This is a genomic window from Mesocricetibacter intestinalis (assembly GCF_004363295.1).
In the GTDB taxonomy this organism is placed as follows: Bacteria; Pseudomonadota; Gammaproteobacteria; order Enterobacterales; family Pasteurellaceae; genus Mesocricetibacter; species Mesocricetibacter intestinalis.
Map to the genome: position 1 here is coordinate 15,520 of NZ_SNYQ01000009.1, position 17,153 is coordinate 32,672.

The window sequence follows — 17,153 nt, forward strand, 5'->3', positions numbered from 1 at the left end:
TTTTCCCTTAGTAATAAGAATGTTCGCCGCGTTGGTGTTCGGTAACGTCCTTTGCCCCCTTCAGCTCATTCGGGAACATTTCCACCAACTGTTTTTCCACGCCTTCTTTCAAGGTTACATCTACCATAGAACATCCGTTACAACCGCCGCCGAATTGCAAAATGGCATAGCCTTCATCAGTGATTTCAATCAGGGTGATACGACCGCCGTGGCTGGCCAGTTGCGGGTTAATCTGAGTTTGAATCACATAATCCACGCGCTCGATTAAAGGTGCGTCCTCTGCGACTTTACGCATTTTGGCATTAGGCGCCTTTAAGGTCAGCTGAGCTCCCAGCTCTTCGGTAACATAATCAATTTCAGCGTCCTCCAGGAAAGGTAGGCTGACTTCGTCCACAAAGGCGGAGAAGGTTGCATATTTCATTTCTGTATCCGTTGCTTCTACCGCATTGGCCGGGCAGTAAGAAACGCCGCATTCCGCACTTGGCGTACCGGGATTGACTACAAAAATACGAATATTGGTGCCTTCTTCCTGCTGATCCAATAATTTACGAAAATGTGCCTGAGCGGCATCGGAAATACTAATTTGCATATGATCCCCTGGTGATTAAATTTGAATCACGGCAATATAGCCGAGTAACATAGTCGGGAATGATACGCTTAGATCGGGCGTTATGCAAATTTTTATGCACGTGCCAGCCCCCACACTTGAATATGGGATATGCCCTGTGCGCGCAGTAATTTTGCCAATGTGTTTAAGGTCGTGCCGGTGGTGATCACATCATCGATCAAGGCCACGGAAGTGTAGCCGCAATGACATAATTGTGGGGAAGCGGAAAAGGCATTCTGTAGATTTTTGCGCCGCATTGCCGCACTGAGCCCAAGCTGGGAAGTTGTATGTTTAATACGATAGAGCAAATCGTTACGACAGGGCAAAGAGAGCCAACGGGATAAATAAGCTGCAATTAAAGCTGCTTGATTATAACCCCGTCGCCATTGCCTTAGGCGATGTAGCGGAACGGGAATCAGCAGCTCCGGCAATAATAATCCCTGTTCTCTTCTGGCTTGATAAACTGCGAGCAGGAGTAAACGGGCTAAAGTACGATCCAGCCAGAACTGATTTTGAAATTTGAAGCGGTGAATCAGCGAAGATAAAGGTTCTTGGTAGCGCCCGACGATAACCATTTGATCCCAGTCCGGTGTCCGTTGCAAACATATGCCGCAACGCTTGGCATTTTGAGTTAACAGGCTTCCGCACATGGAACAATAGGGTGTGCGTACAATCAGCTTATCACAGCGGCTGCACAGCCCTTGGCGAGGCAGGAAGAGAGGGTTTCGGCATTGTACGCAGCATAATCTTAACCAGTTCATTTGGGATTTTATCTTTTCCTTCAGGGGGTTGTCAGTATTGAGCGAATCTTAATCAAAGGGTGGAAAAAGGCGGTTATATTGCGGGAATTGTTGCGTTCGAGATCGGAGTTTCAGTGGGAATGATACAAAAAATAAAAATAGCCTAGATAGCTAAACCGCCCCATAGGGGGCAGGAGAAGTAAATTTAATCGAAATAGGTTGCCATCGATGAGCATACGGAAAAACTCTTGGTTTTTTGACCGCACTTTGCAGGGGATATTCGTAAATTTGCAAGAAAAAAGGAGCCTCAAGGCTCCCCGGGAAGAATCCCTAATTACAGACTGTTTTTATTAAAGGCCCGAAACCAATCCTGATCAAATTTATCTATAGCGGCAAATACGGCGGGATCTTGAATAAATAATTCAATAACATCGGGGCCAACGGTAACGGAACCCGCGCCGGCAAGCATACAATCCAGAACCTGACGCGGGGTGCGGAAGCTTGCGGCGCAAACTTTGGTTTCCGGCTTATGCAGGCGCAGTAATGTATTTAATTCCCGTACTGCGCAGATGCCGTCGCCACCCTGAGCATCAATCCGGTTGACATAAGGGGCAATATATTTTGCACCGGCCAGTGCGGCCAAAAATCCCTGTCCGGCGCCGTAAACCGCCGTACCTAAAGTGGGAATACCCTGTTGGGTTAAGGCTTTGATTGCACTTAAGCCTTCGGCGGTAACCGGAATTTTTACGATAAGATTATCAATATGTTCCCGCAGGTACTGCGCTTCTTTAATCATTCCCTGGGTATCATGGGCAATGGTTTGTGCGAACAGTAATTTATCTTTGCCTATAATCTGTTGCAGCTCGGAAAGTGCGCTTAAAAGCGGGCGTTTTTCTTTAGCGATAATGCTGGGATTGGTCGTAACGCCGTGAATCGGTAAAATTTTTGCCAGACGTTCTACATCGGCAAGATTGGCCGTATCGAGAAAGAGTTCCACAATATACTCCTGTTGTGTGATGAGATTAAATTTCAACTTTATGTAACGGAATATTCATCTTGTTAAGCAGATGAACGTATTCCGGTGCAATGCCTGAATCGGTAATAAACCCGGCTAGCGGATAAGGGCAAGAATAATGATGCGGGAAACTGCGGCCGCATTTACTGGAATCGGTAATAATATAATGTTCGAGATTGCGTTCAAGCAGGGTATTAACCAGCTCCGCCCGTTTGCGGTTTTTACCGCTGATACCGTCTTCATCGAATCCGTCGATACCGATAAAGGTTTTATCCATTTCCATATTCAGCACCGAACGACAGGCGTTGCGGCCGACCACATAATCGCTGTCTTTTTGGTATTCGCCGCCGAGCAGAAATATTTTGACCGGACTGTCTTTTAACATACGGGCGATATAACAGCTCGGGGTAATAATGGTAACCGCTTTATTGTAGGCGATATATTTGGCTAACAGCGAATTGGTGCTGCCCCCTTCAATAAAAACGTAATCTCCATGATTGACCAGAGAAGCGGCGAAGGTGGCCAGTTTTTGTTTCAAGGCAAAATTAATACTGATCCGAGTTGCGATATCATCGCTGTCCATTGCTACCGCATAGCCGTGGGTTCTTTTCAGATAATGATTTTCTTCCAACAGTGTCAAATCCTGACGGATGGTTACCTCGGAAACCTGATTCATTTGTGCCAGTTCGCTGACCTTGATTTGTCCTTTTTTAAAAACCTGTAAAATAATATTTTGTTGTCGTTCGTTCAGCCGGTTCATCGCCTTTGCCTTATTGGTCGGTAAATATTTACCGACCAATGTATCATAAAAACTAGAGGGAATGTTCCGTTCTTGCAATAATATCGTCCTGAGTTTCAGGTGAAAGTGCGGTAAAAAAGGCTGAATAACCCGCCACCCGTACCACAAGGTCGCGATATTGATCCGGATCGGCTTTTGCCGCCAGCAGGGTCTGCTTCGAAACCACATTATATTGAATATGCCAACCCTTGTGGACATCAAAGAAGGTACGCAACATCAGGATCAATTTTTGTCGATCCCGTTCATTCGCCAAGGCTTGAGGGTTGAGTTTTTGATTCAGCAGTACGCCGCCGAGAATTTTCCCCGTCGGTAGTTTACCGACCGAGTTAAATACTGCCGTCGGCCCCAATATATCGGTACCGGAAGAAGGGCTGCAGCCTTCCGCCAGAGCGCTCCAGGCTTTACGCCCGTCCGGTGTCGCCGCAGTTTGTGCGCCGAAAGGGACGTTGGCGGAAATAGATGAGGTACCGGCATAGTAATCACCGCCGATCGGGCCTCTGCCGTAGCGCGGGTTGCGGTATTGAGCAAGGGCTTCGATATAGGCTTCATAGGCTTGTACTAACAGCAAATCCACCTCATCGTCGTCATTACCGTATTTCGGGGCTGCATTAAGCAGGCGCTGACGTAGGATTTCACCCTGGCTACCGCTGAAGTTATTTTCCAACGCTTCGGCCAGTTCCTGCTGCCCGATGTTTCCCTGCTCGAAAACCAGTTTTTTCACCGCAGCAAGACTGTTACCGGTATTGGCGATACCTACCTGTAAACCGGAAACCCAGTCATATTTCGCGCCGCCTTCTTTCAGGGTTTTGCCTTTTTCGATGCAATCGTCCACCAGTGCCGAACAGATAATATCCTGGACATTATGCTCCAACATGGTATCGATGATATATTCAATTTCGATGGATTTCCGCGTATAGTATGCAATCTGCTCGCGCCATTGCGTCATAACTTCGTCAAAGTTATTAAAGTTACCTTGGGAAAGGGATTTTTGTGCCGGCAGGAATATAAGCCCGCTGGTTGCATCTTTACCGCCGTTTAAGGCGGCCAGAACCACACGCGGGAAATTAATAAAGCTCATTCCCGTACAGCGATACCCCCATTTACCCGGTACGGCGGTTTCAATACAGCCAATGGCGGAGTAGTCATAGGCATCTTCTCGGCTTACCCCCAGCTTAATAAATTCGGGAATCACGATTTCATCATTATTAAATGCCGGCATACCGAACCCGCAACTGATCACCTGAACACAGGCTTGCATAAATTCATTATCAATACCGCTGTGATAGCGTACGCTCAGATTGGGTTGGGTGGAACGCAGACGACCGCAGGATTCGAGAATGGTATAAGACAATTCGTTTACCGCATCTTGCGCTTCGCCGTTAACCAGTTTTTGGCCGCCGATGGTTACATTCTGATACATAGGACTGCCGGCGGAAGTTTTGGAATGAGAGCCGGAACGAATTTTGTTGATTTCCAGCAGTTTCAGCCAGCAACTATGCAGTAATTCAATGGCTTTTTCCCGTTCCAAGGTTTTGTCTTTCAGCACCTCCCGTTCATACCAGGGATATAAATATTGATCCAGACGACCGAAAGAAACCGAATGGCCGTTAGACTCGATTTGTAGAACCAGCATAACAAAGTAGGTAAGCTGTAAGGCCTGCCAGAAGGTTTGCGGCGGACGGTGAGCGATAAGTTCGCAGTTTTCCGCAATTTGCAGCAGTTCCAACCGCCGCCAGTCGCGTTTTTCATGTCGTGCCATTTCCCGCGCCAGTAGCGCATAGCGTTCAATATAGGCGCTCATCGCTTTTAATGCGATAATTACTGCGGTTAAGAATTGATTTTGATAGAACCCTTCCAGTTCGGTCAATTTCACACTTGATTGGCGCGCCTCAACCTTAGCAATTAAACCGTCCAGCCCATTTTCCAGAATTAACGGAAAGTTTACCGCCAAATGTGCATCTCCCGAGTTCATATTGCCTTCCGCTTTAATCATCACGGTTTCCAGCAGGGATTTGTGTTCTTCGCTAAATAAGGCGAAGCATTTATCCACCACGGTTTGGCCGTGCCACCAAGGGCAAACCCGGTGTAGTACTTCTTTATCCTGAGCGCTAACGTTGAAGCCCGCTCCCGGGCGTTCGCCCAGAATATCGATTTCTTGTTCGATCCAACCGACCGTATATTCCGGAAAAATCGGCGCGGCTTTTGGCGTTTTAGCCTGATTTCCCACAATTAATTCATCGTTTTTAATCCAGACGGTTTTTTGTTTTAAATGGTTTTCCAGCGCCAGCGCGCGACGTATTACCGTCGGTTGCGCCAAATGGCGCTGATAGCTTTCGGTATAATGTTGCGCCCGTTCTACGCAAATATCGGGTTTAATAATATGAATCAGCTCGTTCTTATGGGCCTGAATACGTGCCGTAACAGTGGTTAGATCTAATGTTCTCATGGCTGTTATCCTCCTAAGATAGGGGTGAGATGTTGTTGTTGCGCATATTGTTGGGCGAAAGCCAGCAGTTCAATATCCTCTAAAGGCGTTTGCGGTGCGAGATAGGCTATGTTCAGCAGTTTGTATTTATTCATACCCAGCTTGTGATAGGGCAGGAAATGAATTTCTTTCGCTTTGGTTTCATGTGCAACAAAATCCACCATAGTGGTTATGGTTGCTTTGTCGGCGTTAAATTGGGGAATCAAAGGGATGCGCACAATGATGTCCGCTTCGCTCTCGGCAGACAGACGGCGATAGTTATCCAGAATGCGTTTTAACGAACCGCCGGTCCATTGCCGGAAAATATCCGCCTCGGTATGTTTTAAATCCGCCAGAATTAAATTAAGGTAGGGTAAGGCGGGGGATATTTGCTTCCAGGAAGTATGCAAACAGGTTTCCACCGCCGTATGATAACCCACTTCACGACATCTGCGCAGCAGTTCAAGAGCCAGTTCCGGTTGCATAAAGGGTTCGCCGCCGGAGAGCGTAACTCCGCCGCCGCTACGCAGATAAAAAGCCCTGTCCTTATGAATTTCCCGCATAATCTGATCCGGCGATTTTTCTTCTCCACATAGGCTGAGTGCCGTACTCGGACAAAAGTTTTTTAATGCTATATATTCTTCGTTCGAAATTATATCTCTGTTGATGCGAAGATTGTTATTTTCTTTATAAAAAATATGAGGGAAGTTATTCGTACATAGCCGGCAATCCTGTAGGCAGAGGCGATCATCAAATAAAAGTTCATAGTTACGGGATTCGCTTTCCGGATTTTGGCACCAGCGACAGGACAGCGAACAGCCTTTAAAAAAGATTACACTGCGGATGCCGGGTCCGTCATGGGTTGAGTAGCGCTGAATATTGAAAATCATATAACAACCTCGTTAATTTTGAATGAAAGTATAATTTTCTTCATTCAAAACCTCAACCTCTAGTTGTGAAGATTTTGATCTTGATCGCAACTAGGGAGAATAATGACCTTTGTGAGAGGGATAAGTTGATTGTCCGGCACCGATCTTCCGAGGGTGCCGATCAAGTTTTAGCGGAAAATTAAAGGGGAGAAGAAAGGGGTTCGGGCGGGATCAAAGCTTCCCTTCAGCCAGCAGCATTTCCGTTTGCGGCATGACGCCGCGCCATAAATTAAAAGAATGAGCCGCCTGATTTACCAGCATTCCGAAGCCGTCGCAGAGCTTGGTAACGCCCAACCCTTTACAATGCGCTATAAACGGCGTATCTGTATGTTTGGCGTATTGCATATCATAGACGGCACCCGCCCGAAGCAGAATTTCGGGAGCAATATCCGGGATTTTTCCTTGCAACCCGGAAGATGTCGCATTAATAATCAAATCGAATTTTTGAGGGGGAATCCGCACCAATTCCAATGCTTGAATATTGCCGTAAGGGGCAAATTTATCCGCCAATTCCCGGGCTTTGCTTAATGTGCGGTTGGCAATCAGAATATTTTGCCGAGCTTGCAATAGGGGGAGTAATACCCCTTTGGTCGCACCGCCCGCCCCTAAAATCAGCAACGATTGTTCGGGTTTAAGCCAGCCCAGGCGATTTAAGTCGCTGACCAGACCGGCACCGTCGGTATTATCTGCATATAAGCGCCCGTCATCCAGTTTTTTCAGCGTGTTGCAGGCCTGTGCGGTTATGGCCCGCTCACTGTGGCAATCCGCCAATAAATAGGCCCGCTGCTTAAAAGGTGCGGTAATATTACAGCCTTTGGCGCCGGCAGCAAAAAAAGCTCGTAGCTGTTGCTCAAATTGTTGCGGATCACCGAGTATTGCCTCATATTTCATTGCCTGTCCCGTTTGCGCGGCAAAGACGGCGTGAATTTGGGGGGATTTGCTTTGTGCGATGGGGTTGCCCCAGACGGCGTATGTATCCATGTTTTTTTATCCTTGTCTGAACACTTTGCAGCTAAAAATATCTCGGATTTCCGAAGGCTTATCCGCAGTTCCCAGGGGCATATCCAATACCGGAAAATTCGGGCCGAACTGGCGATAAACTTCCGCTGCGCTTTTGCAGGGCGGGCGGCCGCTTAAGTTGGCGCTGGTGGAGGTTAGTGCGGTTCCGCTGCTTTCACATAATAAACGTACTGCCGGATGTGTACACAGGCGTACGGCGATAGTATCAAAACTACCGGTAAGCAATTTCGGGGTTGAGGTTTTGGCTGGCATTACCCAGGTAGTGGGGTGAGCATATTCTTGCTGGAGACGCTGCCAATGGATTTCCTGCAGCGGCCGTTCATCGATAAAGGGGCGCAGAAAACGGATATCGGGCGCAACCAGAATCAGCCCTTTTTGCGGCGCTCTTTGTTTTAAAACTAATAATTTTTCCACCGCACTTTGGTTGTTCGGATCACAGCCCAGACCGAATACGGCTTCGGTCGGATAAGCGATCACCCGCCCTTGGTGCAACAGTTCCACAAGTTGGTTAATATTCATGTTTTCTTATTCGGTTTCAAATAGACGGCGGCAGGATTTATTTGCGCATTGCCAGATGCGCCTTGTTTCCTTTTGTTTTTTCAACATGGCTACGCGGTAGCCGCAGTAGGGGCAATCTTGCGCATAAGGTTGGCTTGGTAAGGTAAATTTACAGTGCGGAAAACGCCGGCAGGCATAAAAATATTTTCCCTGACGGCCGCGCCTTGCCACCATTTCGCTTTTAGCACAGGCCGGGCAGATAACGGCTTCTCCTTCCGTTGCGTTATCTTCCCGCTCATGGACGATAAAACGACAGTCCGGATAAGCGGAACAGCCGATAAAGATACCGAATTGACCCTGCTTCAGCGCCAAGGGATGATCACATTCGGGGCAATGCTGTTCCAGCAGCCGGATAATACCGCTTTCGTTTTGGTTGTGCAGCGGTTTGATAAAATCACAGTGCGGATAGGCGCTGCAGCCGAAAAAAGGGCCTTTTTTCCCTTGTTTGATTTGCAACGGCGAACCGCATTGCGGGCAGCTCTCTTCCTGTTTGGTGTACTGAAAAAGGGGTTTGCTCATTTTTATCACTCTGTTCAACCTGTGGTAAGGATTTTACGCTTTTTCGTTTATACTAGACAACCGGATTCGCCTTCAAATATTAACCCTTTCTCCTTAATAAGGAAAATTTATGTGGCAAACATTACTTCACCCTTTGGTTTTGAGCACCCTTCTTTTTATGCTGACGGGGCTGATTTTATTACTGATGTTGCTGCGCCGCAGACGGGATGCGGCGGAATTACAAAGGGAGTTAAATAAAAATATTCTGGATTTTAACCGTTTGGCGGAAAAATTCGACAGCCTGAATCTACAGCATAATCAAACGGAGCAGCACTTGGTGAAAATGCAGACCCTAGCGGAAGGTTTGCAGCTTCGTTTGAGCGAACGAGATGAGAAGATCGGCTATCTGCAAAGGGAATTAAATGAAGAGCAGCAACGCCACGAAGGGGCGGCTAATCAGGTTATCGTTCTGCAGGAACGTTTCGGCGTAATGTCCGCTCAATCGGAGCATTTAAAGCAACAGTTGGAATATTATCACAACGGCGTACAGCTTAAGGATCAGGAGTTAGCCGATTTAAACCGTAAAATCACGGCGCTGACACAGGAACTGGCGGAGCTGAAAACCGCTTCGGCAGAGCAGGAAAAATATTTTAACCAACAGCAGCAGAACTTATTGCAAAGTAAGCAACAACTGACGGTTGAATTTCAGAATCTGGCCAACCGGATTTTGGAAGAAAAAAGCCGCAGTTTCAGCCGTTCTAATCAGGCCGAACTGGATACCTTACTAAAACCTTTCCGGGAACAGATTGAGGGCTTTCAGAAACGGGTGAATGAAATCCATTCGGAAGCGCTGAAGGGAAATGCCGGCTTGGAAGCGGAGATTAAAAAAGTACTGGAAATCGGTTTGGCAATGTCGCAGCAGGCGGATAATCTGACTTCCGCTTTAAAAGGTGAAAAGAAAACCCTTGGCAACTGGGGCGAAATTCAACTGGAGCGGGCATTACAATCGGCCGGATTACTGCAAGGCGAGCATTATGCCGCACAGGCGCATTTTAAAGATCAGCAGGGCAAGGCCAATTACCCGGATTTTATTCTGTATCTGCCCGATAATAAGCATTTGATTATTGACAGTAAGATGTCGCTTAACGCCTATGAGCAAGCGGTTAATTGCGAAGACGAACAGGGACGCGCCGAATTTCTGCGCGAGCATATTCGTGCGCTTCGTAATCATATTGACGGGCTTTCCCGTAAAGACTACAGCAACCTAATCGGAATGCGCAGCCCGAATTTCGTGCTTATGTTTATTGCGTTGGAACCTGCCTATATTGAGGCGATGAAAGCGGATAGCCGCTTATTTGACTATGGCTATGAGAAAAACGTGATTCTGGTTTCTCATACCACTCTAATGCCGATTTTACGCACCGTAGCCAATTTGTGGCGGATTGAACGGGGTAATGCCGAAGCGCAGGAAATCAGCGCTAAAGCCGGAGAGATTTACAATCAAATTTGCTTGGTGGCGGATCGCCTGTCCAAATTGGGGAATACGCTAGCGACGTTGAACGGTCATTATAATAATACGGTAACCGCCTTGGCCGGTAATCAGGGGCTTATAGGTAAAGCGGAGCGCTTCAAAAGCTTATCGGCAAAAGCGAATAAAACTATGCCGAATGTAGAATTACTGCACGGGGATCTGGATACGCAGCGACTGATAATCGCTCGCGCTCCCGAGCAGAAAGAGTAGAAGCGCTAAAAGTGCGGTGATTTTCGGCAGAGTTTTTGGGCGCAGGTCGTCAATGCTCCGAATATTATGCGCCAAAGCACTCTGCAGGCGAAGACAAGCTTATCGGCGTTAATATAAAGGGCGCATTTTGCGCCCTTACCTTAGATTAAACGTCTAAAATATAAGTTTTACCATTGGTACATATAGCCGGCACCGCCGGTGAAGTTGTGCTGCGAGTCATAGGCAGTGGATAGTTTAATTATATGCTTACCGTTATCGCTGGCCTGAGAATAACCGAGGGCAACCGCACTTTGGTTATTTTTGGTACCGACGCCGACTCCCAGCCCGGATTTACCCGGCAGCATAACTTGCGGAATATTGCTCATGGCCGCCACGGAAGAGATTCCCGCATCGCTGCGTTTACGGTTCCGTTCCACTTTATTATTCAGCCCGCGCAGCTGTCCGACATTCACCGCATCATTTTCATGAATACCGGCAGCAACGTTGGTAATACGGTTATTACCGTTATTTAAGCCGTTTTTACTCAGGCTGACGGGATTTCCGGCGGCACCCTGATTAATACTGATGCCCTGATTATTTATTTGCGTATCTCCCGCCGTAACGGAATCCACCTTAATCTCTTTATTTAAGCTAACGGCGACATTGTTGCCTTCGGCGCTGGTCTTAATATTCTCATCGCCTTTTATATGAAGGGTGGAACCTGATTTTTGTTGAGCGGTGGTGCCTACATCGCCGGCAAAGGTCAGCCCGCCGTCTTTAATTTCATTCACCGAACCGATCACGGATTTCAGTTGGGCAACGTTAACCGCATCGGAATCGTTGGAACCGGCGGCCACATTGGTGATCTGTCTGGTATAAGTGGTTCCGTCGACCTCCCCGCCCACGGATACCGCCGCGCGCATATTTTCGGTAGTGGCTAATATTGCATTTTTCGCACTGTCTGAAGCATTATTGCCCGCATATACGGTGTTGTCCGCCGCATCGGCGTTCGCAGAGGTACTGACCGAAGTTAAAGCTTCTCGATCGGCTTTCGAATAGGCGCCTAACGCTACGCCGTCTTTAACCGCAGCCGCCGCGGATTTACCCAGAGCAACGCTATTTTCCGCTGAAGCCGTTGCGGTTTGACCCATGGCGATAGCGGCAGTTGCATTCGCTATGGTACGGGTACCGAATGCCAATGAGTTATTGCCTGCGGCAGTGGTATCCGTACCGAAAGACATCGCATAATCGCCGGAAGCGTTTACCACCGTTTGGTGCACATTATTATTGTAACCTATAGCTACCGAATATCTGCCGCCGGCATAGACGTTGCCGCCTACTGCGGTGGAGCGATTACCTTTGGCAACGGCATTAGCGCCGATAGCTAAGGCATAGGCGCCCGATTCCGCATGGGAATTGGTACCGAATGCGGTGGCATAGGTACCTTTGGCATAGGCATCGTTACCCACCGCCGTTGCGTTTAAGCCGTAAGCTTTCGCAATAGTACCCAGTGCCGTTGCGCCCCAACCGTCGGCGATGGCCTGATTCCCCATTGCCGTGTCGGATTCGCCTTTTGCCGCTGCTTGATTACCGATGGCAATGGTTCTCCAAGCGGTGGTCAGAGATTCATTGCCTATTGCAATGGAGCCTTGGGAGGTTGCCGTGGCTTTTTGTCCGATGGCGACGGCACCGCCGCTACTCGGATAACCGTAAGAAATTCCGGCCTGGGTTTTCGCTTCATTACCTATGGCTACAGAACCGTCGCCTTCCGCTGCGGTATTGGCGCCAACCGCGGTGGTCGTCCAGCCGGTTGCCTTTGCCTTATAGCCTGCGGCAATACTTTGAGACCCCATTACTTGCGCCGAATCTCCCAGTGCTAGGCTGCTTTCTCCGCTATATCTTGATTTCTTGCTTTTACCGGCCGCATCATAAGCCGACTGATAGATGTTTACCGAACTGTTGGTGCCGATAGCCGCGGCGTTTTTTGCCTGAGGTTCGGTAACTTTTGCGCCCTGCCCCAAGGCGATTGAATCCGGGGCGGAAGCCGTGGTGGTTTTATCTCCCGAACTGTTGATTTCCAGATAATCGGTTCCGGCGGCATGTAAATAACCCGAGGTAATAAAAAAAGCGCCGAACAGATATCTGCAGCGCTTTAGAGAGAAAGATTTCATTTTTATTTCCTTTGTTCGTATTTTTATATGAGGGTACAAAATCCTTAAGATTTTTGGGGGTGCTAGATTAATTGAAAAATATTTTATTCGTCAATTAATTTTACAAATTCAGAGAAAATATTTTATAAATCAACGGCTCTGTTTGTAAGGATAACCTTGCCATCTTTAAAAAGAGTGGTCGTAAGTGGCTTTTCTGTGATCTAATTGTTGTTTTTATGTTAAAAAATTAATTGAATTTCCTTATGAAAAAAGGTAATTTTCACCATTTTTCAAACGGAGTGTTTTCAGGAAAACTACTATGGAGCAAACAACTTCTGCCACCCCCTCCTTGGGTTCGGGGAAACAGCGAGGATTTTTCGGAAAGCTGATCTTTACCAGCCGTTGGCTGCAGCTGCCCATTTATCTCGGCTTAATCGTTGTACAGGGGATTTACGCCTATAAATTTATGAAGTCTTTGTGGAGCTTACTGACCGACTTAAATAAGTTGGACAGTAATGCGGTGATGTTGGCGGTATTAAATCTGATCGATGTGGTGATGATTGCCAATTTACTGGTGATGGTGATTATTGGCGGTTATGAGATTTTCGTATCGAAATTAAATACCAAAGGCCATCCCGATGAGCCGGAATGGCTCAATCATGTGAATGCGTCGGTATTGAAAGTGAAACTGTCCATGTCGATTATCAGCATTTCTTCCATTCATATGTTGCAAACTTTCGTTAATGCGGAAAATATGGCGGAAAAAACCATGATGTGGCAATTGTTCCTGCATCTCGGTTTTCTGGTTTCCGCCGTGGCTATGGCTTATACCGATAAAATTTTGTACAGCACCAGTCATAAAGTTCATTAAGAATAAAACCCCTGCCGCTGCAGGGGTTTTCCTTCTTCTTTCGGCGATGCCGGCTTAACGGTTTTCCACGTCTACCGCTATAACCTGCGGAATCGCTTTTAAGCGTAGATAGAAATCCTGCAACAGATAATGTTCCTCAATATCGCAACTGGCGATTAATTTCACTTCTCCGTTATGTAAATCCTTAATGGCCATATCATCAATTTTATATTCTTGTTCGGTGAACAGGCGCATCACTCGGCTGATTGCTTCCGGCGAGTTTAAATGAATACTGAAGGTGGCTTCCGTGTCTTTTTCCTGCTTTTTGTTATGGGCCAGTTTCAGAACAATAGGGCTTAAACGGATCGCCACTAAAATCATCAGGGTCGCAATAATGGCATCAAAGAAGAAGCCGGCGCCGGTTGCGATACCGATACCCGCTGCCGCCCAGATTATAGCCGCCGTAGTCAGACCGGAAATCGCATCGTTACTCTTACGCAGGATTACCCCAGCGCCGAGAAAACCGATGCCGCTGATTACCTGTGCCGCCAAACGCATCGGATCGGTACGGATATTCTGCGATACCTCGGCATAATATTCCGCCGACTGAATGGATACGATGGTTAGAATACAGGTGGTAATAGCGATAATCACACAGGTTTTTACGCCCACCGGCTTATGTTTCAATTCCCGCTCCAAACCGATAATCGCGCCGAGGAACATCGCAATTGAAATTTTTATCAAAATCATAAACTGCGGTGAAGAAATAAAGGACATCAGCATGGTGTACAGGTTTTCCAGTTGAATATTCATAGTATTGGTATTATTGGAATGATAAAGGGTTAATCGGGATTCGATTTTTATGCGGCAGTTTATTCTATAACCTTTCCGGGAGGGTTGCAAATTAAGCGGCGAAGCCCTGACAGTGGGCCCCCTTTATATAAAAGGGGCGGATCTTTAAACAATCTTCGCTATGGATTGGTTCGGGCGAAAGTGCGGTTGTTTTCTTCGGTTTTTTTACGGCAAAGCTCAGTTGTAACTGATAGTCGACCGCGTTCGGTGCGTACCCCTATCCATCTCCTTGAGCTTAGTACGCTTTTCCAATGCAGAAGAAAGATTTTCGCTTTTGGCGTTTGGGCCAAGGTGTTAGTGCTAAATCAGTTTCTTCAGCTGATATAAGTATGCCAATGCCTGTTTCGGACTGAGCTCATCGGGATCGAGCTGGGCGAGCATCTCCATCACCGCGCTTTTGCCTTCCTCCTCTTCAAGCAGGTTGAGTTCGCCCTGATTCTGATTCAGCATCCGTAAATCCTGAATTTTACTATCACCGTTATATTGCGACAGCTTTTCCAGTTGCGCCAGCTTTCGTTTTGCCAGTTTGATGACCTGCTGCGGAACGCCGGCCAGTGCCGCTACCGCCAATCCGTAACTTTTACTGGCGGCGCCCTCCTGTACCGCATGCATAAAGGCGATACTATCGTTATGTTCAACGGCATCAAGATGAATATTGGCGCCGCCGGCCAGTTGTTCGGGCAGAACGGTTAGTTCGAAATAATGGGTGGCGAACAATGTCAGCGAACCTAGTTTTTTAGCCAACCATTCGGCGCAGGCCCAGGCCAAGGAAAGCCCGTCGTAGGTGGAGGTGCCGCGTCCGATTTCATCAATCAGGACCAAACTGTTTGTCGTGGCCTGATGCAGAATATTGGCCATTTCGGTCATTTCCACCATAAAGGTGGAACGCCCGGAGGCCAGATCGTCCGAGGCCCCGATGCGGGTAAAAATACGATCGATCGGGCCGATTAATGCGCTTTGCGCCGGTACGAAGCTGCCGATATGCGCCATTAGGGCGATAAGTGCGGTCTGGCGCATATAGGTACTTTTCCCGCCCATATTCGGGCCGGTAATAATCAGTAAATGGCGTTGCTGATCAAGCTTTACCGGATTGGCAATAAAGGGTTCTCGAATAACCTGTTCAACCACGGGATGACGTCCGTTTTCAATATTCAGAACCATTTCTTCACTAAATTGTGGCGCCACATAGTTGAGACTGTCCGCCCGTTCGGCCAAATTAGTCAGTACGTCCAGTTCCGCTAAATTCATACTGGCAAGCTGTAATGCGCCCAAATGCGGCAGCAGCTGGTCGAAGATTTCGTCATAAAGCTGCTTTTCCAGCGCCAGAGAGGCGCCTTTGGCTTTCAGTACCTTATCCTCATAGGTTTTCAGTTCCGGGATAATATAGCGTTCGGCGTTTTTCAGCGTCTGACGTCGCACATAATGGATTGGGGCTTTGTGCGCCTGCCCTTGACTAATCTGAATATAATAGCCGTGTACCGCATTGAAACCGACTTTTAGGGTATCTATACCTGTTGCTTCCCGTTCGCGGATTTCCAAATCTTCAAGATATTTAGTGGCGCCGTCGGACAGCATACGCCATTCATCCAATTCGGCGTTGTAACCCGGCGCAATAACGCCGCCGTCGCGAATCAACAGCGGCGGATTTTCGATAATCGCCTGTTGTAACAGTAGGTATAGCTGTTCGAAATCCTGGATTTGAGCGCAAAGTGCGGTCAGATTCGGACAACTTTTTAAAATTTCGCGAATGTAGGGAATTTGCGCCAGTGCGGTACGTAAACGGGTCAGATCACGCGGGCGGGCGGTACGCAGAGCGACGCGGGCGAGAATGCGTTCCATATCGCCCAACTGTTGCAGTAGCGGCTGCAGCATAGGGATAGCCTCCTGCTGCAGAATATCGCCGATAATCCGTTGCCGTTCGGTGAGTTTGGCTATATCCCGAATCGGTTGATGCAACCAGCGCTTCAGTAAGCGGCTGCCCATTGGGGTCATACATTTGTCCAATATCGCGGCCAGGGTGTTTTCAGTGCCGCCGGCGAGGTTTTGGGTCAGTTCCAGATTACGCCGGGTAGCGGCGTCCAGCTGAACGGTATCGTTATTTTGGAGCAGACTGATACTTTGAATATGCGGTAATGCGCTGCGCTGCGTCTCCCGTGCATATTGCAGCAGACAACCGGCGGCACAAAGGCCCAGCACGGATTTTTCCACACCGAAGGCGCGTAAATCCTTGGTACCGAACTGACGATTGAGTAGCTGGATGGCGGTTTTCAGTTCAAATTCCCAAATCGGGCGGCGGCGCAGACCTTTGGCCTGTTCAATCAGGCGCATATCGGTGAAGTCTTCGCAATACAGTAATTCGGCCGGAGCGATACGCTGTAGTTCCGCTTGCAGGTTTTCCGGCGAGGCCGGCTCGGTCAATTGGAAGCGACCGGAGGTCATATCCAGCGTGGCCAGTCCGAACCCTTCCTTGTCCTGATAAACGGCGGCAATCAGATTATCCTGGCGCTCCGGTAACAGGGCTTCGTCGCTGACGGTTCCCGGCGTAACTATACGTACGATCTTACGTTCCACCGGGCCCTTGGCCGTTGCGGGATCACCGATTTGTTCGCAAATCGCCACCGATTCGCCCAGTTGTACCAGTTTCGCCAGATAGCCTTCCACCGCATGGTAAGGCACCCCTGCCATCGGAATCGGCTGACCGGCGGACTGACCGCGTTTGGTCAGGGAAATATCCAGTAGGGCCGCCGCTTTTTTAGCGTCATCGTAAAACAGCTCGTAAAAATCCCCCATACGATAAAAGAGCAGAATATCGGGATTTTCGGCTTTCAGGGCCAGATACTGACGCATCATCGGCGTATGCTGGTCAAAATTTTCCATGAAAATGACTCGCTTAGTGAACGGAAATACGGTTTGTTATTATACTGAATTATATGCGGATTTCTAATTCCCGC

14 protein-coding genes are annotated in these 17,153 nt (G+C 48.1%); 2 read left to right on the forward strand and 12 right to left on the reverse strand.

From position 1 onward, the window contains the following. Positions 1–7 precede the first annotated feature (7 nt). The 9 genes from nfuA to EDC45_RS09215 form a co-directional block, all read right to left on the reverse strand. A complete protein-coding gene (nfuA, locus tag EDC45_RS09175; RefSeq protein ID WP_133545661.1) occupies positions 8–589 on the reverse strand; it encodes a Fe-S biogenesis protein NfuA in 582 nt (193 codons plus the stop codon). 92 nt (positions 590–681) lie between these two features. Then, positions 682–1,368, reverse strand: a complete 687-nt coding sequence (locus tag EDC45_RS09180; RefSeq protein WP_133545663.1) for an amidophosphoribosyltransferase — start codon at positions 1,366–1,368, stop codon at positions 682–684. Positions 1,369–1,681: 313 nt separating this feature from the next. Further along, positions 1,682–2,344 carry a fructose-6-phosphate aldolase gene (gene fsa / locus EDC45_RS09185; RefSeq protein ID WP_133545665.1) on the reverse strand — a complete coding sequence of 221 codons (663 nt, stop codon included), beginning with the start codon at positions 2,342–2,344 and terminating at the stop codon, positions 1,682–1,684. Positions 2,345–2,369: 25 nt separating this feature from the next. Beyond that, positions 2,370–3,200 (reverse strand): DeoR/GlpR family DNA-binding transcription regulator, encoded by an 831-nt coding sequence (locus tag EDC45_RS09190; RefSeq protein ID WP_133545667.1) that lies wholly within the window; start codon positions 3,198–3,200, stop codon positions 2,370–2,372. Continuing rightward, positions 3,175–5,607 (reverse strand): formate C-acetyltransferase/glycerol dehydratase family glycyl radical enzyme, encoded by a 2,433-nt coding sequence (locus EDC45_RS09195; RefSeq protein ID WP_133545669.1) that lies wholly within the window; start codon positions 5,605–5,607, stop codon positions 3,175–3,177. Before EDC45_RS09195 ends, EDC45_RS09190 begins: the two co-directional genes overlap by 26 nt. A 5-nt stretch (positions 5,608–5,612) precedes the next feature. Next, a complete protein-coding gene (locus EDC45_RS09200; protein WP_133545671.1) occupies positions 5,613–6,515 on the reverse strand; it encodes a glycyl-radical enzyme activating protein in 903 nt (300 codons plus the stop codon). Positions 6,516–6,725: 210 nt separating this feature from the next. Beyond that, positions 6,726–7,535: a shikimate dehydrogenase gene (gene aroE / locus EDC45_RS09205; RefSeq protein ID WP_133545673.1), complete on the reverse strand. Its 810-nt coding sequence runs from the start codon at positions 7,533–7,535 to the stop codon at positions 6,726–6,728. A 6-nt stretch (positions 7,536–7,541) separates the two neighbouring features. Next, entirely contained in the window at positions 7,542–8,093 is a 552-nt protein-coding gene (gene tsaC, locus EDC45_RS09210) for an L-threonylcarbamoyladenylate synthase type 1 TsaC (protein ID WP_133545675.1), read from the reverse strand. Between the two features lie 6 nt (positions 8,094–8,099). Further along, complete coding sequence (locus EDC45_RS09215) at positions 8,100–8,651, reverse strand: DNA topoisomerase family protein (protein ID WP_133545677.1); 552 nt, start codon at positions 8,649–8,651, stop codon at positions 8,100–8,102. A 109-nt stretch (positions 8,652–8,760) separates the two neighbouring features. Between EDC45_RS09215 and EDC45_RS09220 the strand changes: the two genes are divergently transcribed. Then, a complete protein-coding gene (locus EDC45_RS09220; protein ID WP_133545679.1) occupies positions 8,761–10,371 on the forward strand; it encodes a DNA recombination protein RmuC in 1,611 nt (536 codons plus the stop codon). Positions 10,372–10,538: 167 nt separating this feature from the next. Here EDC45_RS09220 and EDC45_RS09225 read toward each other — a convergent pair whose 3' ends face one another. Continuing rightward, entirely contained in the window at positions 10,539–12,521 is a 1,983-nt protein-coding gene (locus EDC45_RS09225) for a YadA family autotransporter adhesin (protein WP_133545681.1), read from the reverse strand. A gap of 298 nt (positions 12,522–12,819) precedes the next feature. Here EDC45_RS09225 and EDC45_RS09230 point away from each other — a divergent pair, with 298 nt between their 5' ends. Next, positions 12,820–13,371, forward strand: a complete 552-nt coding sequence (locus EDC45_RS09230; protein ID WP_133545683.1) for a TIGR00645 family protein — start codon at positions 12,820–12,822, stop codon at positions 13,369–13,371. Positions 13,372–13,425: 54 nt separating this feature from the next. Here the strand turns inward: EDC45_RS09230 and EDC45_RS09235 are convergent, their stop codons facing one another. Beyond that, entirely contained in the window at positions 13,426–14,151 is a 726-nt protein-coding gene (locus EDC45_RS09235; RefSeq protein WP_424960670.1) for an MgtC/SapB family protein, read from the reverse strand. Positions 14,152–14,502: 351 nt separating this feature from the next. Next, positions 14,503–17,079: a DNA mismatch repair protein MutS gene (gene mutS / locus EDC45_RS09240; protein ID WP_133545685.1), complete on the reverse strand. Its 2,577-nt coding sequence runs from the start codon at positions 17,077–17,079 to the stop codon at positions 14,503–14,505. Positions 17,080–17,153 lie beyond the last annotated feature (74 nt).